Below are 26,645 nucleotides of genomic sequence, written 5' to 3' on the forward strand. Positions count from 1 at the left end.
CTTACCAACTCCTAAAAAGGGCCAAAAGTGGTGGCCCAAAGACATAAATACCGGCGACGACGGCAATCAACGACACGATGAGCACCGCGCCGGCACTCATGTCCTTAATCTTCTTCGCGCGCGCGTCATATTGATCGCCAACAATAAAATCAACAACATTTTCAACGATCGTGTTCAACAACTCGCCAAGAAACACCAACAAGATTGCCAGAACTAACACGAACCATGAAAAAGCGGAAACTTGTAAGACAACGCCGGCAACAATGACCAGAGTTGCACTCAGAAATTCGCGCTTAAAATTATTTTCGTCGACAAAAAACACCTTCAGCCCATCGAGCGCGTGACGGGCACTTTGGATGAAATGTTTATTCTTGCCAACTTGTTTATCTGGTAAGGCCATAAGCTGCGAGGATTTTCTTTTGAAGCGGGATCATGACGGCTTCATCTTCTGGCTTAATGTGGTCGTAGCCATTAAGATGCAAGAAACCGTGGACGACGGTGTAACCCAGCTCGCGCTCAAAGCTGTGCCCATAATCCTCGGCATGGCGGCGAACGGTCAGTGGATCAATGAAAAGATCACCGATGTTCTTTGCCATGCCAGGTAGCAGCGGCAAATCGTCTTCGCCCTCTTCAATCGCAAAACTGATAACATCCGTGACCCGGTCGGTTTCACGATACTCGCGATTGATGCGCTCAATCTCATCATCCCCAACCAAGGTGATCGACATTTCTGTATTTTCAGGCAACTTAAGCTGTTTGCCGCAAAAAGCGACTAGTTTTTTGATGAGATCATGGTGCTTGTCATCCAGCAGTTGATCGTCATCGAATAATTCTAAGTCCATCCCTTACTCCTTCGTCTTCTTCTGCAACAGCAGGTCGTGTCGACCATAAGCCTCAATAATCTTTGCAACAACCGGATGCCGCACAACGTCCTGTGCCGAAAATTGGGTAAAGGCAATGTGACTGATACCTTTGAGTAATTGCTCGGCCTGAAGCAGTCCGCTTTTGGCGTTGTTCGGCAAATCAATTTGAGTGATGTCCCCATTGACGATCATCTTTGAGCCAAAACCTAAGCGGGTCAGGAACATTTTCATTTGTGCTTGGGTGGTATTTTGCGCCTCATCAAGGATGGCAAACGCATTATCCAACGTTCGGCCACGCATATAAGCTAACGGGGCAATTTCAATCACACCGCGATCCATGAGCCGATCTGTGTGTTCTTTCCCCAAAACAGCGTAAAGGGCGTCATATACCGGACGCAAATAGGGATCAACTTTTTCCTTGAGGTCGCCTGGCAAGAAACCCAGACTCTCACCGGCTTCAACTGCCGGTCTAGTCAAAATGATCCGCTCAACTTGGCCTGCCTTCATCGCGGCGACAGCCATGACAACGGCCAAGAATGTCTTCCCAGTGCCTGCTGGCCCAATGCCAAACGTGATATCGTTATGCTTAATGGCATCAACGTACTGGCGCTGCCCAAAGTTTTTGACCCGAATTGGCTGACCTTTGGCATCGCGCAACAAGGTTTCACTGTACATATCAGCAAAATACTCAAGCGTCCCACGCTTGGCCATCGCAACGGCGCTAGCGATGTCCTGCGGTGACAATTTAATGCCTTGAGCTAATAACTTACTAGCCGCCTCAAGTAACTGTAATGTCAAGCTGACCGCTTCAGTATCACCATGAATCCGCAACTCATCCCCAAAAGGCGAGATCTGCACATTCAATCCTTCTTCAATCAATGTCAAATTAGCGTCATTGATCCCGACAAGGTTAATCGCCATGTCAGGATTACTAAGACGGAAAATTTTCTCCGAGGTTTCTTGTGCCAAATATTGGCCCCCTAACAAATTTATTAAGCAATGATGCTCTCAGTTTAGCATATTTTAAGAGCGCGAGCAGGCGCGGTTAGAAACCGGAGCATAAGTGGCCTTGAGACTAAATGACCGGTCTTTGGTCATTTAGTCTCAAGATCCTTATATGCAGGTTTCTGCGCCTGCTCGCGCGTTTCCAAGCAAAGCGTGAAGCAATCGTCTGACCAAAGTTAGACGATATTTAACGGAAACCCATTCGTCAGCAAAATCAGCACTCTTATCTGATCACCACGCACGCCATTCACCCGCAAAACCCATATAAAAAAGCCGGCTATTGCACCGGCTTTGTCGTTAACTAAGTTTTTCTTTGACCACGCTGCTGACAAGACTGCCATCTGCTTGGCCTTTGACTTTTGGCATCAACGTCTTCATCACTTTGCCGAAGTCTTGCTTACCCTTGGCGCCAACTTCCTTGATAGTTGCATCAACGATGTCACCGACTTGGGCTTTGTTTAACTGGGCTGGTAAAAAACGTTCGACGACCTTGATTTCAGCTTCGGTTTGTTGAACGAGATCATCACGACCGCCTTTTGTAAATTCAGAAACGCTTTCCTTGCGCTGTTTAAGTTCAGTCGCAAGAACGCTCTTTTCTTCCTCTTCAGAAAGGTCGTGGCCGAGTTTAATCTTCTCATTGACCAAAGCCGTCTTCAACATCCGGACGACGCTCAACGTCACTTTGTCCTTGGCTAACATGCTTTGTTTCATCTGAGCGTTAAGCTCATCCATTAAAGCCACTATTCACCAAGTCCTTTAATTAAAACTTCTTACGCTTACGTGCAGCTTCTGACTTCAGCTTGCGGCGTACGCTAGGCTTCTCGTAGAACTCACGCTTGCGGTATTCAGCGAGTGTACCCGACTTGGATACAGTACGCTTGAAGCGCCGAAGAGCGTCATCGAGAGATTCGTTTTTCTTAACAACTGTCTTAGCCATGTGATATCCCTCCCTCCGACACTTGTGTAACCACTGACGGATATCATAGCCAATAGTTCGTTTATTAGTATACAAAACTAGCAACCACGCGTCAATAAGCGATTTTACATTTTTGAATAAACTTGCCCTGTTCTGTTAAGTTTTTTAGTTGTTTTTGGCGTAAAATCCCTAGCATCAGCAAATGGTCGACCTTAAATAGCTAACTGGTCTAGACACGCTTGTCACCATTGGTCGTCGGCTAACCGCTCCTGTTTAGTTGGTAAATATGCTATGATAGCGTTATCTAAGTAATGAGGTGGCAGTATGACGCAAGAATTAAATTTATATATCATGTCGGACTCGGTTGGCGAAACTGGCTTGCGGTTGGCGCAAGCTGTCGCGGCACAGTTTCCCAACTTTGAGGCACATTATGTCCGGTTCCCATTTATTCATACGGAAGAAAAGATTTACAGCGCGCTTGATGAGGCCAAGAAGGAAAATGCCTTGGCAATCATGACCTTCGTGACATCAGGCTTTGCTCAACTTGCAACGCATTATGCCAAAGATCAAGGCGTGATTGCCATTGATGTGATGTCGCCAATTTTAAGCGGGATTAAGTCAATTACGCATGAGGAACCAAATCACGTTCCCGGCGCTGTTCATGATCTTAATGAACGGTATTTTGACCGCATCTCAGCTATGGAATTCGCGGTGCTGTATGATGACGGCAAAGACCCGAAAGGCTTTCTCGAGGCAGATATCGTTTTGCTTGGCGTTTCGCGAACGAGTAAAACACCATTGTCATTGTTTCTCGCTAATCGCAACCTTAAAGTGGCCAACTTGCCGCTGGTACCTAACGCCCATATTCCTGAAGAGATCTGGTCAGTTGACCCGAAGAAGATTGTTGGTTTAACCACGGATGCCTCTGTTTTGATGGAATTCCGGCGCCAGCGAATGATTGCCTATGGCTTGAATCCCGACACCGCTTATTCAGCACGCGATCAAGTCAATCAAGAACTCAAGTTTGCGGAAGATCTGTACAAAAAAATCGGCTGCATGGTGATCAACACCGCCCACCGATCGATTGAAGAAACAGCAACGCTTATTTTGGAACACATGGGTCTTGATGAATTTGATAATACTGAAACCCATTAAACCATCAAGTGGCGTAACTCATCGGGCTGAAAGTCCCCTGTTTTTAGCCATTTGATCTCTGCCCCGTATGGCGGTACCTGATGTTTTTTGTCAGGACCAACATACGGGGTTTCGAGTATCTTGGGTAATTCGGCCAAGGCAGGGTGATGAGCGATCTTGTTTAAGGCGTCAAACCCGATCGTGCCAAAGCCAATGTTGGCATGCCGATCTTTATGACTGCCCTGCGGATTTTTCGAGTCATTCACATGAATCACACTGAGTCGATCAAGGCCAATGATGTGATCAAACGCGTTGAGAACACCGTCAAAGTCCTTTTTGATATCATAGCCAGCATCATTGGTATGACAGGTATCAAAGGTTACCCGAAGCTTTTCGTTATGTGTCACACCATCAATAATGGCAGCTAATTCATCAAAAGAGCGCCCGATCTCCGTGCCTTTGCCAGCCATTGTTTCCAAGGCAATGGTCACTTTTTGATTAGGATCAATGATCTCATTAAGCCCTTTGATAATTTGCTGAATCGCTGCTTCCGGACCAGCGCCGACATGCGCACCGGGATGAAAAGGCATGGTATAGGCATGAAGAGCATCTGCTCGAGCGACTTCTTCTCGCATGAACTGCACCGCAAATGTAAAGTTTTCCGGTTTCTTGGTGTTGCCGAGATTAACGATATACGGGGCATGAATCACAGTATGACTAATGCCGTCTTCCGTCATCGCTGCTAGCCCTTCAGGAATCATCATTTCGCTAGTTGGTTTGCGCCGCGTGTTTTGCGGTGCCCCCGTATAGAATTGAAGCGTGTTAGCCATATAACTGGCGGCTTCTTCAACGGCACCAAGCAACATTTTTGACCCTTTCATACTGACGTTAGCTCCTATTAACATGTTTCCCTCCTAATTAATTGATCGTTTTTGATTTTGACAAGGTGACCTGCCGATGTCGGATACGTTGAACGATTCCGATAGGCACGGCTTGCCAATGAAAAAGCCCGGAATCGCTCCGGGCTAAATCTGATGGTCTTAATCCGTTTTCGGCTCATAAAAATGACCCAGAATTTTGACCGAATCCGTGATCGAGACGAATGCATAAGGATCACTGTGGCGCATGGCTTGTTCTAAATCATACATTTCTGCCCGCGAAATGATGGTGAACAGAATCGTCTTTTCCTCGTGATGAAAGGCACCTTCTGCATCGTGAACAATTGTGATGCCACGCCGCATTGAATTCTGAATCTCATTCACGACCTGTCGCGGCCGGGCCGTGACAATCATAACTTGAAGTCGTTGCTGCCGCGTATAAAGCGAATCCATGACCCGGCCATTGATAAAGATCGCCAAAGCAGAATACAGCGCATGCGGCCAGTCATTGACAAATCCGGCGAAGAAGATAATCAAAATATTGAACATGATATTGATTGTCCCAACCGTTCGGCCTGTGCGTTTTCGCAAAACAATGCCGAGGATATCAATCCCACCGGTTGAAATATTATTCCGCAAGGCGAACCCCGTTCCGAGACCGTTAACGACCGCTCCGAAGATCCCGCAGACAATCGGGTCTTTAGTAAGCGGTGTCAGCACACCGAGCACCCGAATCATAATGGTCGAAAAAATGACCGCCAAGAACGTGAAAAAAGTGAACCGATGGCCAATGGCTTTCCATGCTAACACAAACAACGGTACGTTCAGGAAGAAAAGCAGCGTCCCGGTTGAAAAAAGATCTGTTGTTGATAACGATACGAAAGGCAATGCAATCGAAAAATTAAACCACTTTCGCACGATTGTTGCCAATAACTGCGCTAGTCCAGTGACCCCGCTGGCAAAAACCCCACCTGGTTCCCAGAACATATTCAGCGCCACTGCCACACAAATACTATAGAAAAAAGCCGCTGATAGCCGTGACCAATTTTGGTGTCGTCTAATCAGCTTATCAATCTCTTCCATACAAAAACCGCTCCCTGTCACCCGTAATAAGTCGCGCATCAAGTATAACAAGGGCGGTCCTGTATTGCTACCATGGTCTTTTTAAAACATTTTAATGAACAGACTTAAAGAGTTGCCGATAATCCCCGTAACCTTCTTTTTCTAAGTCGGCCACTGGAATAAACCGCAACGCAGCTGAGTTGATGCAATAGCGCAACCCGCCTTTTGCAGCTGGACCGTCTGTGAAGACGTGGCCTAAATGCGACTCGGCAGATGGGCTGCGCACTTCAACACGTTCCATGCCAAAACTTTGGTCGCGGTGCTCAGCCAGTTTGCTGATTGGCTTGGTGAATGACGGCCAGCCGCAGCCGGCATCGTACTTGTCCTGCGATGAGAATAACGGTTCACCACTAACAATGTCGACATAGATGCCATCTTGATAAAAGTCGTCGTACTCGCCAGTAAACGGCCGCTCTGTCGCTGCTTCCTGTGTCACCGCATAAGCCTCTGGTGACAAGCGCTTTTTCAAGTCCTTTTTGCTTTCCTTTTCAAATTGATCTGACAATTAAAACACCTCCCGCTGTCTTCATTATAGCGGGAGGTGTTTTAATTGTCAGCAACTTAATTGTGGCTGGCATTTTTTAAAGTAACGTTTACTCAGTAAGGTTTTCGTCGCCTTCATGTTCCTTTTCAGGATCAACATCGGCCCGAACTTCGATACCGAGATCTTTTAATTGTGCATCAGCAACGGGATATGGCGCACTGGTCATCGGTTCACTAGCCTTGCTGTTCTTCGGGAAAGCAATCACATCGCGAATGTTATCGCGGCCTGTTAGCAGCATGACAAACCGATCGAGTCCAATAGCTAGACCACCATGCGGCGGGAACCCGTAGTCTAAGGCATTTAGCAAGAAGCCAAAACTCTTTTGGGCTCGTTCTGGGGTGAACCCGAGCGCCTTGAGCATTTTTTCCTGAATCTCGCGGTTATGAATACGAATGGAACCGCCACCTAATTCGTAACCGTTGAGCACGATGTCGTAACTTTGAGCATGTGCGGCATGCGGATCAGTGTCAAGCAAATGAACGTCTTCTTCATTTGGCATTGTGAACGGATGGTGCGCCGGTACCCAACGCTGGATGCCTTCATCATATTCAAACAGCGGCCAATCAACGACCCAGCAAAAGCGAAATGCTTGTTCGTCAATCAAACCGAGATCGTGGCCAAAATGGGTCCGTAAATAGCCTAATGCATCTGCGACCACCTTGGCCTTGTCAGCAACAAACAACACCAGATCACCGGCGTTAGCGCCAACAGCTTTCACGAGATCAGCACCATCGCCAAAGAATTTGGCAATCGGGCCGCTGATACCGTCTGACGTGACTTTGAGCCAAGCCAAACCTTTGGCACCAAAACGCTTGATGTAGTCTTGCTGGGCATCAATCATTTTCCGAGAATACTTGTCAGCGCCGCCTGGTAAAACAATAGCCCGCACTTGGCCGCCATTTTGAACAGCGCCGGCAAAGACTTTGAAATCAGAATCTTTGACGAGTTCAGACACATCCTGAATCTGCATGTCAAAGCGCAGATCCGGCTTATCAGAACCGTATTTATCCATCGCATCTTGCCAAGTAATTCGGTCAAATGGCAACTTGACATCAATGCCTTTCACATCATGCATCACTTTGGCAATCAAGCCTTCTGTGATGTCCTGAATCTCTTCAGCAGTTAGAAAGCTGGTTTCAAGGTCAATCTGGGTAAATTCTGGTTGACGATCACCACGCAAGTCTTCATCACGGAAGCAACGCGCAATTTGATAATACCGATCGAACCCAGCACCCATCAGCAGCTGTTTGAACAATTGCGGTGACTGGGGTAGTGCGTAGAAGCTGCCAGGATAAACACGTGACGGCACCAAATAGTCCCGGGCACCTTCTGGCGTGCTGGCGGTCAATGTCGGTGTTTCAACGTCAATGAACCCGTTGTCGTCCAAAAAATGATGCACGCTGCGCATGATATGTGCGCGCGTAAAAATATTCTTCTGCATTTCCGGCCGGCGCAAATCAAGGTATCGGTATTTTAACTTGGTTTCCTCAGTGACGGCCACCCCGTCCTCAATATAAAATGGTGGCGTTTTAGCTTTGTTCAAAATTGTGATGGTATGAACTTCAACTTCCACGTCCCCGGTTTTCATATCTTTATTGACAGCTTGCGGCTTACGCTTTTTTACCACACCTTGCACTTCGATGACGTACTCAGAGCGTACCGAATTCGCCACAGCTAAAGCATCCTTGTCAAATTCTTCAGAGAAGACTAATTGCACAATGCCTTCACGGTCACGCAAGTCAATGAAAATCAAACTACCCAGACTGCGACGTTTTTGTACCCAGCCTTTTAGTGTCACTTCTTGATCAACATACTCGGCGGTCACATCACCGGCATAACAGGTTCGTTTACTCATTTTATTTTGCCTCCATTACTTGCGTATAGATTTTGCCAAAGTCGGCCAGCACATCAGCTTGGGGGAATGCTTGCTGATCGCCTGTGGCCATATTTTTGATTTGAACAGTGCCTGCAGCGCGTTCGCTTTCACCAATCGTCAAAACAAGCTTGGCATTTGCTTTGTTGGCAGCCTTAAACTGTCCTTTAGGTTTGCGTCCCATATAATCCATCTCGCCGGTGAAGCCTTGTTGACGAATGGCGGTCAGCATTTGCAGGGCCTCTTGATCGGCACCTTGGTCAATGGTCACAATGTACGCATCTGGCTGCGCCGTTGGCAATTCGCCTTGCATTAGCAACATCAGGCGCTCAACACCCATGGCAAATCCGATCCCAGGTGTCTCCGGACCGCCCAGTTCTTCGACTAAGCCATTGTATCGACCACCAGCTAAAATCGTTGTATAGCCGCCACCAAACACCTTATCATCGGACATGACTTCAAAAATGGTGTGATTATAATAGTCCAAGCCGCGCACCATCGTGGCATCCACTTCAAACGGAATCCCCAATCCCTGCAATAAGGTTTTCACCCGATCAAAATGTTGCTGTGCCTCCGGTGTCAAATAATCCAAAATAGATGGGGCATTGGCCACAATTTCCTGATCATGCTTGTCTTTGCTATCAAGGATCCGCAACGGGTTTTTAACCAAACGAACCTTGGAGTCTTCAGAAAGCTGATCTTTGAAAGGTGTTAAATAGTCAACCAGCGCTGCGTGGAAGGCTTTGCGGGTTGCTGGATCTCCCAACGAATTGATCACAAATTTAAGATGCTTGGCGCTTAAGGCCTCCAGCAACTGTTTTGCCAAAGCCAACGTCTCGGCATCCAACACCGGTGAATCACTGCCAAATGCCTCAACCCCGATTTGATGAAATTGGCGTTGCCGACCACTCTGAGGCCGTTCATATCGAAACATCGGACCCAAATAGTAAACCTTATAAGGCTTAGCATGTTCAGGACCATACAGTTTATTTTCTACATAGGCACGAACGACGCCAGCAGTCCCTTCAGGGCGTAAAGCTATCATCCGGTCACCTTTGTCTTTAAAGGTATACATTTCCTTAGTAACAATATCACTAGTGTCCCCCGCGCTACGCGAGAATACATCCACATTTTCAAAAATGGGTGTGCGGATTTCATGATACTGGTATTGTGCAAAAATTTTGCGAGCTACGGCTTCAACTTGCTGCCAGCGTTCGCTTTGGCCTGGTAATATGTCGGCTGTGCCTTTTGGGCGTTGATAATTCATGGATTGCCTCCTGTGGTTTAAGCACTGTGATTTAGTTGGGGAAGTGTGCTGGTTCCGAAACGCACAAAAGGACGCAGAAACCTGCGTGTAAGGACCTTGAGCAGTAGTGACCTGCACTTTTGTCACTACTGCTCAAGGCCACTTACACTCCGGTTTCTAAGCGCGTCCTTTTGCGCTCTAAAAAAATACACCCCTCGATTGCTCGAAGGGTGCGGACACGGTACCACCTTGTTTTTTTCTTTGCCATAACGGTGGCGTTCCGGAACTTGTTCACCTCAGAAGTGTCTTTTCGATCGTTCCCGGCTTTCACCATCTCCGGGTCGCTTAAAGTGATCTATCCTACTTCGTCACAGGTCTTAGTTATTGCTTAAAGCATACGGTTTGCTGAAAGTTTTGTCAACGCGTTTGGCAAGATTTTCACGGTTCATTTTCAACAAATCTGTTGCTTGTGGATATTGTATAATACTGAGGAAAAAAGATGTTAGTCATGTTCAAGCATAGGCAAGGAGCGTTATATCAATGGCAAGTAAATCAGTTTTTGTTAAAGTTGATCGCCCCATCGGTTTTTCAGACAAGTCGCATGCGCCTTATCCGATTAATTACGGCTATGTGCCTACGGTTACCGGTGGCGACGGCGAAAAGCAAGATGTCTACATTGTCTCCGACCTGATTAATGAACCCTTGCAATCGTTTGAAGGCAAGTTGATTGCTGTTGTTCACCGAGCGGATGATAACGAAGAAAAGTGGGTCGCCACCACTGAAAACGAAACTTTCTCGGCAGCTGAAATTGCCGCGCGCATTCATTTTATGGAGCAATATTTTGACTCGACGGTACGGTTAATCTGATTTCACCAAAATCACTCTCAGGTTTATACCTTTAAGGGTGACTTTTTGATTTAAAATTTGATCAAAATGCGTCCATGGGAATGTTCTTCAACTAGTTGATGCTGCGCTTGTTTGATCTGCTCGACAGGTAAGATTGTCTGGACGTGCGCCTGAAGTGTCCCATCGCTGAGCCAGTTAAGCAACCTTTTATACCCGTTTAACCCAATTGAGCCATTTGCAAACTGAAATGTCTGATCTTGGGTATGTTCAGGAAATGTCGTTGTTGAAAGCGACAGCAGATCAAAATGCCGGGTGGCCGCAATGATTGCCTCGAGTAAATCGAGTCGTCCCACTGTGTCGATCACCTTATTAGCATGTGGCAGATTTGCTAACTGCGTAGTGACATCAGCCGAGTAATCAACTAGGTCATCAACGCCGAGCTTTTTCAGAAAATCAAAGTTTGGTGGTGAAGCCAGTGCCTCAACATGTGCACCGACCATTTTCAAAAGTTGAATCAAATATGTCCCTACGCCGCCAGAAGCTCCTGTCACTAGCACAGTGTCTCCCGAACTGACTTGCATCGTATTGACAGCCATCAAAGCTGCGTCAGCACCACCTATAAGTGTTGCTGCATCACGCAACCGAACGTTGTCGGGTACTTTAAACAGTAGAGGTGGCAGATTTGAGGCTATCCGTTCCTGCATTGCGCCAGCAGGATTAGCGCCAATCACCCGCTGTCCAATCAAATTCGATGAACGTAATGCACCGACTTTTGAGACAACCCCCGAAAAACCGTAACCAATCACTAGCGGCAGCTGAACGGGCCGCATGTTCTGTAAATCGCCTTTTTCAGTCATCACATCCCACGGTAAGACTGGCACATAAGCTGTTTCAACGAGTGCCGTCATTGGTGATAGCTTAGGATCGGGAATTTCAACATCACGTATTGCATCAATGCCAGCAAAACTAACCTGTTGAATGACCTTCATTTTGCCTCACCGTCTTCCATCAAAGCCCAACGCTCAACAAAAGTCGCTAAGTTTGTCAGGTTGATCATAAAAGCATGTTTAGCAATGGGTGCTAACAATTTCACCGGCAAGCCCTTAACACTTGCTGAATCAAGCAAAACTTGCTCTGTCACGGCTGTGCCGTTTTCTTCAGTAATCAGTGAAAAAATCACATCATAAGCCACCCGCCCCCCAGTGCTGTGATAAATCACAGTATTCTTTTTAACGCTAATGGTCATTTGCTCTCGAGGGTTCAGCGCGCTGTTCGTTCGTAAAATGATAAAACGATGACCATGCTTATCTTCGCTGATTGATTGAATTTCTGGATCCCATTCAATCAATTTTCGAGGATTAGCCAAAATTGCCATCACCGCATTCTGATTCGCGTGAATCAATAAGTCATTCGTAAAAAAGTCTTGCATATCAGTCACTCTCCTTGTTTGAATGACTTTATGATAGGCAAGACTACCTTTCCTTTAAAATAAGAATACTAATATTTAATGATCCGGTTTGTAGACAGGCTCCTTAAACAGCTCCGAAAAAGTAACGGACCGCTGTTCAGCTAGCTGTTGTTTGTCAGCCTGATCATTTCGGTGCGCTAAAATGGCCAACAAATAGTAAACATTAGCGAACAAATAATGCGAATCGTGTGCGGCTGCTACCTCAAGGCCACGAGCAGCTGATGCTGCACTTTTGACATCTTGTCCAAGGTTAAACTGGGTCAATGCCGAGAGATAGTAAATCACTGTCACGTTCGGCTCAAAAGGTGTTTGATCAATTTGCTCGGTTGCTTTTGCCAGCCATTTTGTAGCTTGATCAGCGTGTCTTCCTAATGCCGAAACCAGCGCTAGTGTGATCTGAATGAGTCTTGTCAAGATCGACTGGCTCTCAGGCGCGCTCGCTAATGCCAGTTTTAGGATTTGCTTAATTTGCGCTAGGTCTGGCGAATCTGATGCTTGAAACGTTGCGACACTCAAATAGTAATAATAAGCTTGCGTCTGGGTATCTGATTGAATCGCACTGATGACATCATCTTGTTTCAAAAATTTGAGCAAATCGGTGTACTGATGCTGATTACATAGTTTTTCAACTGTCTGATTAAACTGTGTCGCCGTCCCGACAGCGTAGTTATCTGCTAATTGCAAACTGTTAAGGTCAATGCCGAGCCGTTGACAAAGTGCAATTAGCAAGTCCGCATTAGGTGTATACCGGCCATTTTCTATAGCTGAAAGCATGGGCTGCGAGCAAATATCATCAGCTACTACTTGCTGGGTCAAATGACGGGCCATGCGTGCTCGTTTTAAGATGCTACCTAATGTTTCTGCCATACGCTTCATATCCCTTCCTTGTCGAATGATTGCCATGGATTATTACGCTTTAACCGAGCAAAGTCAACAATCATCTGTACCGGGCCGACGATCACCACTTTTTAATACTTCATGCTACTCTGCGCGTACTTCTATCACAATCCAGCAGCCCACAGCAATCAAACTATAAACGGCACCTGTCACCATACCAACTAGGCTCGTCGCTAGCGGTAGTGGTCCAGTCAGGCCGCAAACGACTAGGAACAAAATGACAGTCCCCAGCAGTTGGCTCCACTGGCCGGATTTGGTCAACTGACCCAACATGAGACTCACCACCGGTAACATGATGGCCCAGCCAAGTAACGGCCACGCAACGATTCCCTGCCGCAGCAAGGTTGGCAGCAAAAGTAGTAACGAAAAGGTAACACTTAACCATAAAGTGCTGTTGATGGCGCGGCGAGTCGCATGGTTCACGGTACCTTCCCATGCCGATAAACCATTCAAATCATCAGGCCAACCAATTTGACTGAAGAAACTCATGGCCCACAAATACTGAATCGGCAAAATCATCCCGCGCAAGCTGCCAACTGGCACAACCCAAGCAAGAAGCCATAAACCGATCGCCACTAGCCACCACCACTTGTTCTGAGAATGGAAAAGTCGATGTGCCTGTTGGCCAAGCAATTGTTGCCAGCGAAAATTGGCCGTCCTTGCCGAATGAAACCGATCATCTTTTGGCCTTGGCAAATCAACCGTTAATTTTGATTTGCCTGAGTTCGTTTTTTGGTGTAGTGGCCGATGCTCCAGACAAAAGGCAGCCAGTAACACCAACACGATGCTCATCAACACCGTCCCGCCGATTGCCAACCATTCTGTTTGTGTTAACGCCAGCGGCTGAAAAATTAGCTGATGTGTGCCCGTCCGACTCAAATGATCATTGCCGCCCAGCATCAGCACCGTGTTAAGCGGATGTCCGGCAGAAATGGCGGACTGGCGGATCATGGCCATCAAGAACGCAATACCCGAAAAGTTAAAAAGTTGGCTGTACCAAGTCATGGTAGTCATCATGGCATATAACGTCAGAAGTGCTATCACTAACACGGTGGTACCGAGTTGTCCTCGCAGTCCCGGCAATGTCTCACTCAAAACCCCTAAGCCGCTAATCAAGAAGATCCCAGGCACCAGACTAAAAAAAGGTGACAAAAATTGACTCAAGCTCAACCCTTGACCAGGATATTGGATCAACAGCATTAGCCCGCTGCCAAGCATCACCAAGACTAAAATGGTGAACAATAGGCAGCAGCTAACCAGAAATTGACTCGCCAAATAACGGAACCGTCATAATTTTGTCGTCAACAAATATGTAAGGACACCATTTTCCCGATCAGCATGAATACCTTGGCGCGCGATCACAAGGCTCACAAGTGGAAAGAACAATGACAACACGCAAGCAACACCGATTGGTAACCAAGTGGGATTATTGGCTTGCGCAAAATACTGTGGATCCAATACTAATACCCGAAAATTGCCCTTTGGCCGCGGTGCAAGAATGACAGCAGCAAAAAGTGCTATCACCGCCAAAATACGAAATGAGAATTGTTGGGTGCGTTCCCGATAATCAACCGCAATGAGTCGCATCATCCTTTCCTCACCGCCTGACTTTCAAAGAAATCGAGAGTCGCATCTTCTAAGTTAGGCGCTACCATGACCGCATTCGCCACCGGCGCCTCGTCTGCAATCATGCGAATATGAATACCATCGCTTCTTTCTTGCATACCACTAATTCGCTCACTTGTCGGCAAGGACGCATTGCGCGGCAGTGTGTATTCCCAAACGTGCCCCGAAGCTTTGTCGAGAAATTGTGCTGGTGTGCCTTGAAAATGCAATTGTCCATCGGTAAGCAATAATAACTGACTGGCAATGGCCTCAACATCTTCAATAATATGGGTCGAAATGATGACAATTCGGGTTTGCGCGAGACTGCTCAATAAATTGCGGACAGCAATTCGTTCAACTGGGTCTAGGCCAACAGTGGGTTCATCAACAATCACCACTTGCGGATCACCTAAAAGACTAGCAGTCAGCCCAACACGCTGACGGCTCCCACCTGAGTAATCACCGAGCAAGGTTGAATTGCTGGGATTCAAATGCAGCAGTCCTAACGTTTGGACAATTTGCCGGTCCGCCTCGCGAGGAGCAATGCCCTTAAGCGCCGCAATATAGCGTAAATAGGCCAATGCGGTCACATGTGCATCATAAGGCACCTGCTGTGGCAGATAGCCTAAAACTTGACGCATTTTTTGCGGTTGCCTGACAATGTCAACATCATCCAATAAAATCGTGCCACTGGATGGTTTTGCCAATGTTGCTAAGAACCTGTCTAGTATCTTTTAAGAACTATCTTCAGGAAGGCCAATACAACCATTTGAAGACTGCTGTTAAGGACACGTTCACAGTTTTTCCAAAGTCGCCGACATTTGTCTAGCCAACTCCATGAACGTTCAACGATCCATCGTTGCGGTAACACCGTGAACATATGCAACTCGTTGCGTTTAGCTACCGTTGTCTTAGCATTCAAAATGAGCTTCACCTGATCCGCAAAGTCATTGCCAGTGTAGCCACCATCAACCATGACATGCTGAACCAGCTCTAAATTTTGGCTAGCCAAACTAAACATAGCCAATGCACCTGAACGATCTGATACATTAGCTCGTGTCACGAGAATGGCTTGTGGTAAACCATTAATATCAACCGCCATATGACGCTTAATCCCTGAAATCTTTTTGCCGCCATCGTAGCCACTATTTTTCGTTAAATCAGTGGTTTTAACACTTTGAGCATCAACAACCACAAACGACGTTCGGGCCGATCGGCCCTGTGCAAAACGATAGGAAGCGACAGTTTTTTTAAAAGCCTTTCTAATAGCGAATCAGCTGTCGGGTCTGGTTTATCTCGCCACATATCGTAATAGCGGTAGACGGTATGCCATTCCGGGAAATCGTGCGGTAATTCACGCCATTGACACCCTGTAGTAAGCGAGTAAAGGATGGCATTGAACACGTCATAAAGATCATAACGACGCGGTCTTGTATGCTTGCGGAAGTTTTCTAAATCAGGTTGTATTAACGAAAATTGCGCTCGAGAAATATTGCTTGGATAATCTGGCATGACAAACTCCTCAGTCGGTTTTCCACAATTCTACCAGATTCAGCAGATACTAGACAGGTTCTAAGAGTTTCAGTAAAGTCGACTTGCCAGCACCATTTGGTCCAATCAAACCAATGACCCCATTGGCTTCAAGTGTCGCGGTTATCCCAGTCAACGCTTGTTTATCCCCAAAGCGTTGACCAACGTTTTTCAAAAATAATGACATGAGACATGCACCTCCTGAAACTAGTTTAAAATTAATAACTTATGGCAACATCAATCATAAGTTGCACTTGGCGTCAGTCTTTAGACCGAAAAAGAATGAGACATAATTCCTTATTGGACTTGTGATTCATTAGATTCTGAATAATCTGGGAAACGTATAGATTAGAATTCTTTGCCAGTTCGGCTCCGCAGCAGTACGCTATTACTAATTTCGCGCCCACTCTACTAAAACAAGGAAGTGTCTTTATGTGGCAAGATAATCGTATCCAAGCAGCCATTGATGGTACCAATCCAATGGTCATGGCTGAGCTACCCGGCGGATTTGCGGTATTTGGTGATGTTCAATTTTTACCCGGTTACTGTGTGCTCCTTCCAAAACAGAATATTACCGATCTCAATCATCTCGAAGAGCCAGCAAGAACTTTATTCTTACAAAGCATGGATCAGTTAGGCGATGCGGTTTTGGCCGCTTGTCACCGGGTCCGAGTGAACTATGATATTTTAGGGAATACAGATAATTTTTTACATGCCCATGTGTTTCCACGATACAAAACGGAATCCGCGGAGCGACTTGCTAAACCTGTTTGGTTATACACCCCGGATCATTGGCACGATCCACAATATCAATACAACCCGGCCAAGCATGATGCGATTCGGCAAAAAATCACTCAGTTTCTTTTGGCATAAGCGTCCGATCCGACTGGTAAGGGTTACTGCGAATTGTCTTGTTGTCTAGTTCTTAACGCAACTTAAACGTGATTACGCCACTTTTTCTAATGCGATTTGCTATAATAGGATTAACTATCTTCAGAAAATGGTGGGCTCATGAAGAAAATTGGACAATTAAAAAAATGGCCGCTGGTCGTTCTGGTGGCGCTACTTTTCGGCGTTGGTGTTGCCACAACCAGTGTAATGGCCAACACACAATACATGACTGTCAAGGCAGATACCGTCAACGTGCGGTTAGGTCCTGGTTTGGCATATTCAATTATGGGACAAGTGAAATCCGGTAATGAACTGTCGATTATCGGTGCGAAAAACTCCTGGTATCAAGTCCGACTAGCTGGTAATAAAATCGGCTGGGTTGCCTCTTGGTTGGTGGATCAAAGTGAGGCAGCAACTTCACAGGCCAAAGTGGCAACGGTTAATCAACCGGTTAACGTCCGTGAATATGCCAGTCAAAATGCAAAACAACTAGGTTCGCTAAATGCCGGCGACAGCGTCAAGGTCGTTTATCAAGAAGGCGCTTGGACTCAGATTGCGTACAACACCACGGCTGCATGGATCACCAGCAGCAGCGTTCAGTTAACCGGCCAAACCACCAATTTAGCCCAGCCTGCGCAAACGGCGTTGGCAAACGAGAAAAGTGCGCCGGCGTTGAAGGTAACAACCAATACGATGACCAACCTTCGCAATGCCGCCGGTATCAATGCGCCTTCGGTTGAAAAGCTAGACAAAGGCACCGAACTGACGGTCTCTAAGCAACAAGATGATTGGTATGCGGTCACGGCACCAGATGGCAAAACTGGCTACGTTGCGAGCTGGACCGTCAGCGCACCAAATGACGGGCAAACGCAAAAAGCCGCTACAAAACTGTCAGAGGCTACGATTGTCCTTGACCCAGGTCACGGCGGCTCCGACACTGGTGCGATTGCCAATGATGGCACCGACTATGAAAAAACATACACGCTTAAGACGGCCAATTTAGTTGCTAACTCTTTACGCGCGGCTGGTGCCAATGTCATTATGACCCGTACAACGGATACTTTCGTTGATTTAGCACCTCGACCAAATACTGCCAACAATGCTCACGCGGATGCTTTCATCTCTTTCCATTTTGACTCCAGTCCATCCAAGAATTCAGCATCTGGGATCACCACCTATTACTACGACAGCAAAAAAGACCTTGCCTTGGCCAAGTCCGTCAACAGTGCTTTCAGCGGCCTTCCGCTGGAAAACCGCGGTGTCGCCTTTGGTAATTTCGAAGTCCTGCGTGATAATAAACAACCTGCTATTCTGAACGAGATGGGTTACATCAACAACGATAAAGATTTCCGTCAAATCAAAGATCCGAGCTATCAGTCCAAGATTGCTACCGATATTGTAAATGGCCTAAACGCCTACTTTAAGGCAGGCAATCATCAGTGATGAACTAAAAAAGGTCCTGACATTGAGTTTACAACTTCAATGCAGGACCTTTTTTAGAGTCGATAATAACTTTTAAACGCGGAATAATGGCGGGATCTCTTCCAGATGATCCACCTGAAAATCAGCTTGCGGTGCGGCGTTCAAGCCGTCAACGTTAAAGTAGATCGTTTTGACGCCAGCGTTAATGCCAGCGTCAACATCCAATGAGCGATCACCAATCATCGCTGTGACAGCCGGATTTAGCTGAAATCGTTTGAGCAGATACTGAATTGAATCTGGTGCCGGCTTGCGTGGCAAATCTAAATCGGCATCCACGCCACCCAAAAACAAATCAGCAGCATGATCCTTGGCCAATATTTTCCAAGCACTGTGGTCGCGGTGCGTCAACAAAAGATTATTCCCGCCTTGCGACTTGATCGCTCGCAAAACAGCTAAGGCAGTCGGGTAAGGTTTGATATCCTGCAAATAAGCCGCAGCCCGATGGTGGTAATCAGCCTCCAAATCGGTCACACTGCGGCCGATCTGTGCCCCAAATGTCGTCAAAAATTGTTTGATTGAAGTCTCTTTGGTTGTTCGATACAAAGCGGCTAAATCAAAGTGACCACCGTTGTCTGTCACCAAAGCACCTAACGCTTTCATCATCCCCGGGTAGGAATCATACAAGGTCCCGTCAAAATCCCAGATGGCATTGACTAGCATCATTTCGCCTCCGTATCAAATAAAATCGTAACTGGCCCGTCATTTGTCAGGCTCACCTGCATATCGCCACCGAACTCACCAGTTGCAACAGGCACACCTAAAGCTTTGAGTTTGGCATTGAAGGCTTGATACAAACGATCACCTAATGCCGGATCAGCAGCTCCAGTAAAACTCGGCCGATTGCCGCGGTGAGTGTCAGCATACAACGTGAACTGCGAAATCGATAGCACTTGGCCACCTACATCAGCTAAAGCCAAGTTCATTTTGCCGACTGGATCACTGAACACCCGTAGCTTGCTAATTTTTTCGGCCAAATAATCACTGTCGGCTTCCGTATCAGTTGGTCCGACACCGAGTAAAACCACAAACCCGTGGTCAATTGTGCCGACTGTATTGCCTTCAATTGTCACTTTTGCTTCAAGACTTCGTTGTACCACTGCGCGCATGAATTCAATCCCCTTTATTTGCTTAGCATGATCAAAAAAAGCTGCTTACTCAATACGGTAGCAGATTTCTGACCACCTGTCTTGAGCAAACAGCATTTTTATCGTCAACCAGCCCTAAAATCAGCCATTGGCGCGCTTTACTTCATAAATATCCGGCACATTTTTGACTGCATCCATCAATTTATCCAAATGAGCAAGATTGCGTACCCCCACTGTCACGTGAATGTCAGCCATTTTGTCATGGTCAACCCGGCCGTTAATGTTGTTTAACGCCTTGGTCTGGGCATTTAGAACCTGCAACACATCACTCAGTAAACCGCTGCGATTATAACCGTAGATTTCCAAGTCAGTATCAAAAAGCTGCTTTTGGGCTTCTTCATTCTCCCAGCGGACATCAATCAACCGGCCGGCCATTTCACCGGAACTTTGCACATTCGGGCAATCGGCGCGATGCACGGTGACCCCGCGACCCTTTGTGACATAGCCAACGATCGCGTCACCAGGGACAGGCATGCAACACTTCGCAAGATGCACCAACAGGTTATCCACTCCTTCGATGACAACGCCATCTTCAGAATGGGTTTGTGGCTGCTGATGTTTGTCGCTTGAAACCGTCGTAACCTTTTGATTCTTGGACAGAATTTCGGCTTCTTTAGCCTTCCGGTCTTTTTCAGCCTTGTCATGCCGGAATTTCTCCGTCAAACGATTGGCGATGACTTTCGGGGTATATTCGCCGTAACCAATTGAACTCATCAATTCATCAACCGTTTGAAAATTGAGGCGCTGCATCAAGCCTGTCATATTTTCCTTGGTCAAGAAATCTTTTGGCACGTAACCTTCGTCCAAAAGTTCACGTTCCAGCATATCACGGCCTTTTTCAGCATTCTCGCTTTTATCAGCCTGTTTAAAATAGCGCTTGATTTTATTGCGAGCCCGTGAAGTGAAGACCAGTTTGATCCAGTCGCGGCTTGGCGCACTGCCACTAGCCGTTAACATCTCGACAATGTCGCCGTTTTTCAAAACATAATTCAGCGGTACGATTTTGCCATTGACCTTAGCGCCGACCGTGTGATTACCAACCTCTGTGTGCACAAGGTAGCCAAAATCTAACGGATTACTCCCCTTAGGCAGCTCATAGACGTCACCTTTAGGCGTGAAAACGTAAACCCGATCCGTGAAGATATCGCCTTTGACACTTTCCATAAAATCGGCAGCATCGCTGGTTTCATCTTGAAGCTCCAGAATTTCACGGAAAATGTCGAGTTTCTTACCGGTCTTATCGTACTCAACCTTGCTGGTCTGGCCTTCTTTATAAGCCCAATGTGCCGCAACACCATATTCAGCCACATGGTGCATTTCTTCGGTGCGAATCTGAACTTCAAGCGGCTTACCCATCGGTCCAATCACCGTGGTATGAATACTTTGATACAAGTTTGCCTTGGGCATCGCAATATAATCCTTGAATCGCCCAGGCATCGGCTTCCACTTAGTATGAATGGCGCCAAGAACCGCATAACAGTCTTTGATCGTCTCGGTAATCACCCGAATGGCCAACAAATCATAGAGTTCATCGAACTGCTTATGCTTGTCGCGCATTTTTTTGTAAATTGAATAGATGTGCTTTGGCCGACCGTAAATCTCATATTTGATGTGTAAATCAGCCAAGGCCTTTTCGATTTCATCGATGGCTTCCTGAATATAAGCTTCACGTTCAGTCCGCTTACTATTCATCAAGTGGGCAATGCGATAGTACTGTTGCGGATTGAGATATCGCAACGATAGATCTTCGAGTTCCCATTTGATGGTACTGATCCCTAAACGATCAGCCAAGGGTGCGTAAATCTCCAATGTTTCGTTGGCAATTCGTCGTTGCTTATCAGGCCGCAAATGTTGCAGCGTCCGCATATTGTGCAGCCGATCAGCCAGCTTCACCATAATGACCCGTAGATCCTTGGCCATTGCCAGCAACATTTTTCGATGGTTTTCTGCCAGCTCATCTTTATGGGCAACATAGGTCACTTTGCTTAACTTGGTGACGCCATCCACAATGACGGCAACATCATGACCAAACACTTCTTCAATATCGCCCAAAGTAATATTGGTATCTTCGACGACATCATGCAAATAGCCAGATGCGACTGTTGCTGGATCCATTTTTAATTCAGCGAGAATCCCTGCCACCTGAATGGGATGGATAATGTACGGCTCGCCAGATTTGCGAACCTGATCCTTATGAACATATGCGGCAAACTTGTAGGCCTTTTCGACGAATGCCAAGTGTTCAGGGTTCATGTAAGCTTTACACAACTTCATGACATCCGGTTGGGTGAGTTCAACTTCTTCGGCCATTCTATTCCCTCCTGAATTCCACGCCTTCACAGGCACGCGCACGCTGATATTATGAGAAGGGCGATAAGCACCTGCCAAAAGAATCTTAGGCAACACGCTTATCGCCGCTTCGCTACGCTTGCTGTTTCGCGTCAGTGCGCGCTTTTATCTCAACACACCGTTTTCAAAAAGCAGTGTGCGTGACGGTTCACTTTTCTTAGATTACCCTTAAATTATAACGATTCTATGTAAAAATGCTAGTCCTTTGCCATTGCGAGCAGACTGAGCAAAATATAGACCGGCACAAAGAAATAGCCATACCATTGATAACGCAAAAAAACCATGGCGGCAAATAAAACTGGCAGAACGAATAACCACCACCAAGCCAAATGATGCCGATGAATCATCTTACCAATCCACCAAGCACTGAACATATCGATGAGAATAAACAAAACACCGACACGAATCGCTGTGCTGATATGAAATAACGGAAATAGCCACGGTAAAATCAAGGTGATCAGAATGCTCCAACTAATAACACTGTTGCGGGGCACTTTGACCCAATTGAGAATACGACTCATATGAAAATGTTCTCCTTTAATGACACTTATATAGATGTTGCTTGTAATTCTGTTAAAACCGACACGGCACTAAGCAAGTAAAGCGGTGCAGTTTCTGCACGTAAAATGCGCGGCCCTAATCCTGCAGCAATAAACCCCTGCCCCGTTAAAACTGATAATTCTTCTGGTGCAAGGCCGCCTTCTGGACCAAAAACCACACACAACGAAGCAGGCCGAGGCGATAGCGCCGAGATTAAGGCACCATGCTCACCTTGTTTGGCACTTTCCTCATAAGCGACCAATTTCGCCTCGGCAGTCTGCCCTACCTGATTTAGCTTAGCATACATCGTCACATCTGGAACCTGGTTTCGATGACTTTGTTCGGCAGCATTTTTAGCAATTTCCTGTAAACGGGCGATTTTTTTAACAACCCGTTCCGCCGGCCACCGTGCCGTTCCCCACTGGGCATTGAAAAAACCGATTTTGTCGGCACCCAGCTCAGTAGCTTTTTGAACGATCCATTCTGATTTGTCCCCTTTGCTGACACCACAGACAACTTCCACAGCCAGTGGCAGTTCAACTTTTTTAGTTATGTCTTCATCAATCGCGACCTGTAGCGGCGACGACTGCTGAATGATTGCCAAATATGCGTGGTGCATGGGGTCAACGAGTTCGAACCGATCACCAATATCCTGACGCAGCACTTTGATCGCATGTTTGGCAATGGTCGCATCTAACTGAACAACGTCACCGGTTTTAAGTTTTTGATCGGTAAAATACCGCTGCATCTGATGTCCTCCTCATAAACGAATCGCAAGCACTAGCGCAAAAAGCTGCACATTAGAACCTTGGTCAGAATCGTCAAAGCACGGCCATTTCGGCTAAGAACGCTCATTGCTTTGATTGCTAACCGTGCCACCTCACGCTGTTTCTTTAATCACTGCGTCTAATGCGACCCAACCACCGGCTTCGCGCCGCTGAGCAATTGAAAAGCCATTATCTTCTAAAGTCCGAATAATTAACGTCGCCTTGTTGGCAATAATGCCAGCAAGCAAGAAGTGCCCATGAGCTTTTAATCGTGGTCGCACTTGCGGAATCAGCGGCACCAGCACTTCGGCCAAAATGTTGGCAACAATCAAATCGGCTGACAAGGTAATGCCCTTCAACAAGTCATTCGCGATGACAGTAATGTGGCTAACAGGATTTAGCTTGATATTAGCCTCAGCATTTCTAACGGCAATTTCGTCCACATCGGTCGCCAAAATGTCACCGACACCAAGCCGTTCAGCCGCAATCGCTAAAATACCTGAGCCAGTGCCGACATCAATCATGGTTTCACCACCGCGGATCACGGACTCCAATAACGAAAGCATCAGCTGGGTCGTCGGGTGTGTGCCGGTGCCAAAGGCCATACCGGGATCAAGTGTCAACTGCAATTCGCCTGCTTGTTGCGGCGTATAATGCTCCCACTTGGGTACGATGGTCAAAAATCGCGAAACGCGTAAGGGATGGTAATACTGTTTCCAGACATTTGCCCAATCCGCCTGCCTGACATCTGCCAAGGTGACGGTTGCAGCACCAGGATCCAGGCCGAATTGAGCAAGCCCGCGGACCCGCGTTGCAATATGATCGCGTTGTTCAACAAGTGATGTTGCTGGATCAAAATACCCAATCACTTGTGCTCCGGAGGCCAAATGCGGCACCGTTTTCGGGTCAAACCAGGTACCGTGAGCATCCACGGTTTCTTTTTTGAAATCAGCGGCGTCTTTGATTTGAATCCCAACCGCCCCTGCCTCCATTAAAATATTGCTGACCGCCTCAATGGCTTCAGTGGTGGTTGTGACCGTTAACGCTGTCCAATCATTCATGGTTGCCTCCTTTAAACGTGTTCTTTGATGCAAAAACTGCTACTGTCCAGATACCGGCTTGAAAAGTCAGCCGACCGGTCCTTGCAGCCAATATTCTTTCTTCTTTGGCAGGCTGACTAGTACTTGGGATAGGGTAAAAAGACGCGGTTATCCTCCTCCGGCTGTTCCGCCAGAATCCGTTCAAATGCCGCATCGTCAAAATTCAAGACGAAAGTATCATCGTCAGACGTGCCGTCGACAAAATCCATGAGGTCACTTTCGCTATCGTCTAAAAAATCCTGCAGATAGATAAACAAAGCATCCACTGTGGCTTTATCAATGCCCTTCTTACCATTAAACCCGAAAACAGCTAAATAATCATCTGCATAGTCTTCACCGTGCAGCCGGGTTTCATCATAAAATAAAATGGCATCTTGATATTCAACTGGCCCATTGTCAACGGTCTCACCAGATTGATCTTCAACCTCGATACCAGACTCGCTTTGTACTGTCATCGTGATTTCAAGTTCAATCACATGGGCATCTTTATCCCAGTTTAGACTTAAATCACCATCGAAATCCAGCGCATCCATTTTGTCACCAATTGCATCTAACATATTGATTTGGCTCATGATTGCCATCCTCTCGTTTTTAAATCCTAATCTCGCCGAGCTGTGCCTGATACAAACGGATTCCCCTGAACGGAAAAACGCAAAGGTGCGCTTGTCCAAGGTTCTTTGTTTGGAATGCCAATGCGCGGTCCTATCGTGATGTGACGCGGCTGAAATGTTGTCGCCGTCAGCTGCAAGCCGCCAGCGTTTAATCGACTGCCGTCAAGCGCACGGTCAATTGCCAATGCCTGACAAAGCTTGCCCGGGCCATTGGTCAACCCAACGCCTTCTTGGTGCCGACGTTGCTGCATTTTCGCCATACCAGCTTGCGGCTCCAGTGCCCGAATCAAGATACACTCCGGCACCTCCGCAGTTCGCGTCACAATATTCAATAAGCAGTACTGGCGCATTTGATAAACATAAACGTTGCCCGCCGGTAAATACAGACTGTGATTACGCGGTGTTTTTCGACCGCCAAACGCATGCGCGGCTTTATCCTCTACACCTAAATACGCCTCAGTCTCAACAATCAAACCACTGCAGCCAGCCAGACTCAGTTGCATACCTAGCAATTGCTGCGCAGATTGAATTGTTGGCTGGGTTACTAACCATGGTATCATCATGCTTAACATCTTAGCCTAGCTGCGCGCGAAATCAAAGAGGCAGCACAGCTTTGCCTAAAAATCTTTGCCGGGTATAATGGTATCAAGTTAGAAAGGAAGCTGAACATGGCAGAAAACTTGGCATTGCGCGCATTAATCAGCCAACAGACAGATGCACTCGTCTCTGAACTCTATACCGACGACAAGGTCAATGCACGACTGCAGACGTGGTTAGCAAAAGTACCTGATCCTGGTGTAGCCGATACCTACAGTTACCTACTGTCGGAATCTCGCGATTTCTCTGAGGAACTTCTCTATCGCATTCTGACAAAGCTTGTCGAGGATGGTTCGCTCAAACTCAAGGAGCAAGCTTAGTAAAAAATAAAAAGAACGAAGCAGTCAGCTCATAATGAGCCTGCTTCGTTCTTTTTTGCCAGTTCCCGTTTCTCAAGCTTAGAAAGCACTGAGGCAGGGATCGCATTTTTATTCACGACTTCTGGGCCTTTGATAACCCGTTTCTCGGAAACAGTTGCTTTCACATAAGAGCCAGGCTGTAGTTCAGTTGGATTTGCAGATTCGCCAGACTCATATCCAACTTCGCGTTTTTGACCATCCTTTGTCACCCAAGTGAACTCATAATCATAATAGTAATACTGTTTACCATTAACTTTATAAGGGGAGCCATCATTATTTTTGGACGCATGCTTGGTTCCTTGTGTCACCTTTGCATAGGATTCAACGCCATTATAGGTGCTGTTCCAATACTGATAGCCGAAAAAGCCCAAGACAATGACGACCAATAAGAACACAACGCCGAATGCTTTTTTCATATTTGTTTCACTCCTTCTCGATAAAAATAGTATGCCAAAATCGTGACCTAGATTCAACACTTTCAACGGCTTTTACGGCTTTCTTAACGCGTGACAAAAGTGTAAGAAATGTAAGCTTGATGCGAGTTAAAGCCATTCTGCAATGCTAATGCTTTATCCATCAGCATTGCATATCATGAGATTTTTAAAAACAAAAAGGAACTAACTGAATAATTAATTTTATTACTAATATTATTTAATGCGTATGTCACTGGTATGTAAGAAGACAACTTATCCACGAGGGACATCGTTCACTTCTCTTATTGATACCTTGCGAAAATGTGATGGTTGCTTAAATACAATTTCTATATCATCTCATCGAATCCCTTGACGGCTTATTGACCAAAAAAAGTGTTGGCAGTCTTTAACAAATCAAGGCTGAACCAACACTTTTGTAATAGGTATTACCACCCCAAACCAGA

Annotated in this window: 28 protein-coding genes and 3 pseudogenes; 5 read left to right on the forward strand and 26 right to left on the reverse strand. The window is 46.5% G+C overall.

The window, feature by feature from the left end:
- Position 1: 1 nt before the first annotated feature.
- The 5 genes from LBPC_RS07480 to rpsU form a co-directional block, all read right to left on the reverse strand.
- Positions 2-400 (reverse strand): diacylglycerol kinase, encoded by a 399-nt coding sequence (locus LBPC_RS07480; protein ID WP_003565665.1) that lies wholly within the window; start codon positions 398-400, stop codon positions 2-4.
- Positions 384-842 (reverse strand): rRNA maturation RNase YbeY, encoded by a 459-nt coding sequence (gene ybeY / locus LBPC_RS07485; RefSeq protein WP_003565667.1) that lies wholly within the window; start codon positions 840-842, stop codon positions 384-386. Before ybeY ends, LBPC_RS07480 begins: the two co-directional genes overlap by 17 nt.
- A gap of 3 nt (positions 843-845) precedes the next feature.
- Positions 846-1,832 carry a PhoH family protein gene (locus LBPC_RS07490; protein ID WP_003594580.1) on the reverse strand — a complete coding sequence of 329 codons (987 nt, stop codon included), beginning with the start codon at positions 1,830-1,832 and terminating at the stop codon, positions 846-848.
- A gap of 333 nt (positions 1,833-2,165) precedes the next feature.
- Positions 2,166-2,600, reverse strand: a complete 435-nt coding sequence (locus LBPC_RS07495; protein ID WP_003565671.1) for a GatB/YqeY domain-containing protein — start codon at positions 2,598-2,600, stop codon at positions 2,166-2,168.
- 28 nt (positions 2,601-2,628) lie between these two features.
- The gene (gene rpsU, locus LBPC_RS07500) at positions 2,629-2,805 is read right to left on the reverse strand and encodes a 30S ribosomal protein S21 (protein WP_003565673.1); all 177 of its coding nucleotides are present in this window, start codon (positions 2,803-2,805) and stop codon (positions 2,629-2,631) included.
- A gap of 303 nt (positions 2,806-3,108) precedes the next feature.
- Between rpsU and LBPC_RS07505 the strand changes: the two genes are divergently transcribed.
- Complete coding sequence (locus tag LBPC_RS07505; protein WP_003565675.1) at positions 3,109-3,939, forward strand: pyruvate, water dikinase regulatory protein; 831 nt, start codon at positions 3,109-3,111, stop codon at positions 3,937-3,939.
- Here LBPC_RS07505 and LBPC_RS07510 read toward each other — a convergent pair.
- The 5 genes from LBPC_RS07510 to hisS form a co-directional block, all read right to left on the reverse strand.
- Positions 3,936-4,823, reverse strand: coding sequence for a deoxyribonuclease IV (locus tag LBPC_RS07510; RefSeq protein ID WP_003660819.1), 888 nt, complete (start codon positions 4,821-4,823; stop codon positions 3,936-3,938). The two genes, LBPC_RS07505 and LBPC_RS07510, sit on opposite strands and share 4 nt — an antisense overlap.
- A 135-nt stretch (positions 4,824-4,958) precedes the next feature.
- Entirely contained in the window at positions 4,959-5,879 is a 921-nt protein-coding gene (locus LBPC_RS07515; protein WP_003565679.1) for a YitT family protein, read from the reverse strand.
- A 91-nt stretch (positions 5,880-5,970) separates the two neighbouring features.
- Positions 5,971-6,423 (reverse strand): peptide-methionine (R)-S-oxide reductase MsrB, encoded by a 453-nt coding sequence (msrB, locus tag LBPC_RS07520; protein ID WP_003598806.1) that lies wholly within the window; start codon positions 6,421-6,423, stop codon positions 5,971-5,973.
- Between the two features lie 88 nt (positions 6,424-6,511).
- Positions 6,512-8,317 carry an aspartate--tRNA ligase gene (aspS, locus tag LBPC_RS07525; protein WP_003565683.1) on the reverse strand — a complete coding sequence of 602 codons (1,806 nt, stop codon included), beginning with the start codon at positions 8,315-8,317 and terminating at the stop codon, positions 6,512-6,514.
- A 1-nt stretch (position 8,318) separates the two neighbouring features.
- Positions 8,319-9,602, reverse strand: coding sequence for a histidine--tRNA ligase (gene hisS / locus LBPC_RS07530; RefSeq protein ID WP_003660817.1), 1,284 nt, complete (start codon positions 9,600-9,602; stop codon positions 8,319-8,321).
- 519 nt (positions 9,603-10,121) lie between these two features.
- Here hisS and LBPC_RS07535 point away from each other — a divergent pair.
- The gene (locus LBPC_RS07535; protein WP_003579256.1) at positions 10,122-10,448 is read left to right on the forward strand and encodes an inorganic diphosphatase; all 327 of its coding nucleotides are present in this window, start codon (positions 10,122-10,124) and stop codon (positions 10,446-10,448) included.
- A 50-nt stretch (positions 10,449-10,498) separates the two neighbouring features.
- Here the strand turns inward: LBPC_RS07535 and LBPC_RS07540 are convergent, their stop codons facing one another.
- The 7 genes and pseudogenes from LBPC_RS07540 to LBPC_RS15510 form a co-directional block, all read right to left on the reverse strand.
- Complete coding sequence (locus tag LBPC_RS07540; RefSeq protein ID WP_003594590.1) at positions 10,499-11,416, reverse strand: quinone oxidoreductase family protein; 918 nt, start codon at positions 11,414-11,416, stop codon at positions 10,499-10,501.
- A complete protein-coding gene (locus tag LBPC_RS07545; RefSeq protein ID WP_003594593.1) occupies positions 11,413-11,856 on the reverse strand; it encodes a hypothetical protein in 444 nt (147 codons plus the stop codon). Before LBPC_RS07545 ends, LBPC_RS07540 begins: the two co-directional genes overlap by 4 nt.
- A gap of 75 nt (positions 11,857-11,931) precedes the next feature.
- Entirely contained in the window at positions 11,932-12,771 is an 840-nt protein-coding gene (locus tag LBPC_RS07550; protein WP_003594595.1) for a helix-turn-helix domain-containing protein, read from the reverse strand.
- A 105-nt stretch (positions 12,772-12,876) separates the two neighbouring features.
- Positions 12,877-14,382: pseudogene (locus LBPC_RS07555) on the reverse strand (ABC transporter permease).
- Positions 14,379-15,119 (reverse strand): annotated as a pseudogene (locus LBPC_RS07560) (ATP-binding cassette domain-containing protein); the annotation flags it as partial. The pseudogenes LBPC_RS07555 and LBPC_RS07560, both read right to left, overlap by 4 nt.
- Positions 15,120-15,121: 2 nt before the next feature.
- Positions 15,122-15,909, reverse strand: a protein-coding gene (locus LBPC_RS15505) for an IS5 family transposase (protein WP_144340478.1) whose coding sequence is annotated in 2 segments (ribosomal slippage) — positions 15,122-15,642 and positions 15,642-15,909 — 789 coding nt in all. Because the reading frame shifts where the segments join, the coding sequence is not laid out codon by codon here.
- Positions 15,910-15,970: 61 nt separating this feature from the next.
- A pseudogene (locus tag LBPC_RS15510) lies at positions 15,971-16,114 on the reverse strand (ATP-binding cassette domain-containing protein); the annotation flags it as partial.
- A 245-nt stretch (positions 16,115-16,359) separates the two neighbouring features.
- Here LBPC_RS15510 and LBPC_RS07570 point away from each other — a divergent pair.
- Together LBPC_RS07570 and LBPC_RS07575 are read left to right on the forward strand one after the other, a co-directional pair.
- A complete protein-coding gene (locus LBPC_RS07570; protein ID WP_003660804.1) occupies positions 16,360-16,800 on the forward strand; it encodes an HIT family protein in 441 nt (146 codons plus the stop codon).
- A 138-nt stretch (positions 16,801-16,938) separates the two neighbouring features.
- Positions 16,939-18,261: an N-acetylmuramoyl-L-alanine amidase family protein gene (locus LBPC_RS07575; protein WP_003660802.1), complete on the forward strand. Its 1,323-nt coding sequence runs from the start codon at positions 16,939-16,941 to the stop codon at positions 18,259-18,261.
- A 72-nt stretch (positions 18,262-18,333) separates the two neighbouring features.
- Here the strand turns inward: LBPC_RS07575 and LBPC_RS07580 are convergent, their stop codons facing one another.
- The 8 genes from LBPC_RS07580 to LBPC_RS07615 form a co-directional block, all read right to left on the reverse strand.
- Positions 18,334-18,960: an HAD family hydrolase gene (locus LBPC_RS07580; protein WP_011674532.1), complete on the reverse strand. Its 627-nt coding sequence runs from the start codon at positions 18,958-18,960 to the stop codon at positions 18,334-18,336.
- Positions 18,960-19,406 carry a D-aminoacyl-tRNA deacylase gene (gene dtd, locus LBPC_RS07585; protein WP_003565699.1) on the reverse strand — a complete coding sequence of 149 codons (447 nt, stop codon included), beginning with the start codon at positions 19,404-19,406 and terminating at the stop codon, positions 18,960-18,962. Before dtd ends, LBPC_RS07580 begins: the two co-directional genes overlap by 1 nt.
- Positions 19,407-19,526: 120 nt before the next feature.
- Complete coding sequence (locus LBPC_RS07590) at positions 19,527-21,755, reverse strand: RelA/SpoT family protein (RefSeq protein WP_003565701.1); 2,229 nt, start codon at positions 21,753-21,755, stop codon at positions 19,527-19,529.
- Between the two features lie 236 nt (positions 21,756-21,991).
- Positions 21,992-22,315, reverse strand: coding sequence for a hypothetical protein (locus tag LBPC_RS07595; RefSeq protein ID WP_003565703.1), 324 nt, complete (start codon positions 22,313-22,315; stop codon positions 21,992-21,994).
- A 26-nt stretch (positions 22,316-22,341) separates the two neighbouring features.
- Positions 22,342-23,082, reverse strand: a complete 741-nt coding sequence (locus LBPC_RS07600; RefSeq protein ID WP_003598825.1) for an RsmE family RNA methyltransferase — start codon at positions 23,080-23,082, stop codon at positions 22,342-22,344.
- A 132-nt stretch (positions 23,083-23,214) separates the two neighbouring features.
- The gene (gene prmA / locus LBPC_RS07605) at positions 23,215-24,162 is read right to left on the reverse strand and encodes a 50S ribosomal protein L11 methyltransferase (RefSeq protein ID WP_003594607.1); all 948 of its coding nucleotides are present in this window, start codon (positions 24,160-24,162) and stop codon (positions 23,215-23,217) included.
- A gap of 116 nt (positions 24,163-24,278) precedes the next feature.
- Positions 24,279-24,773: a DUF3013 family protein gene (locus LBPC_RS07610; protein WP_003579276.1), complete on the reverse strand. Its 495-nt coding sequence runs from the start codon at positions 24,771-24,773 to the stop codon at positions 24,279-24,281.
- A 26-nt stretch (positions 24,774-24,799) separates the two neighbouring features.
- Entirely contained in the window at positions 24,800-25,375 is a 576-nt protein-coding gene (locus tag LBPC_RS07615; RefSeq protein ID WP_032761162.1) for a DNA-3-methyladenine glycosylase, read from the reverse strand.
- A gap of 105 nt (positions 25,376-25,480) precedes the next feature.
- On the opposite strand from LBPC_RS07615, the gene LBPC_RS07620 reads away from it, so the two are divergent.
- Entirely contained in the window at positions 25,481-25,729 is a 249-nt protein-coding gene (locus LBPC_RS07620; protein WP_003575242.1) for a hypothetical protein, read from the forward strand.
- A 29-nt stretch (positions 25,730-25,758) separates the two neighbouring features.
- On the opposite strand, the gene LBPC_RS07625 is transcribed toward LBPC_RS07620, so the two are convergent.
- Entirely contained in the window at positions 25,759-26,184 is a 426-nt protein-coding gene (locus LBPC_RS07625) for a YxeA family protein (RefSeq protein ID WP_003660795.1), read from the reverse strand.
- Between the last annotated feature and the right edge of the window lie 461 nt (positions 26,185-26,645).

Origin of the sequence: Lacticaseibacillus paracasei subsp. paracasei (assembly GCF_000829035.1) — a bacterium.
Lineage (GTDB): Bacteria > Bacillota > Bacilli > Lactobacillales > Lactobacillaceae > Lacticaseibacillus > Lacticaseibacillus paracasei.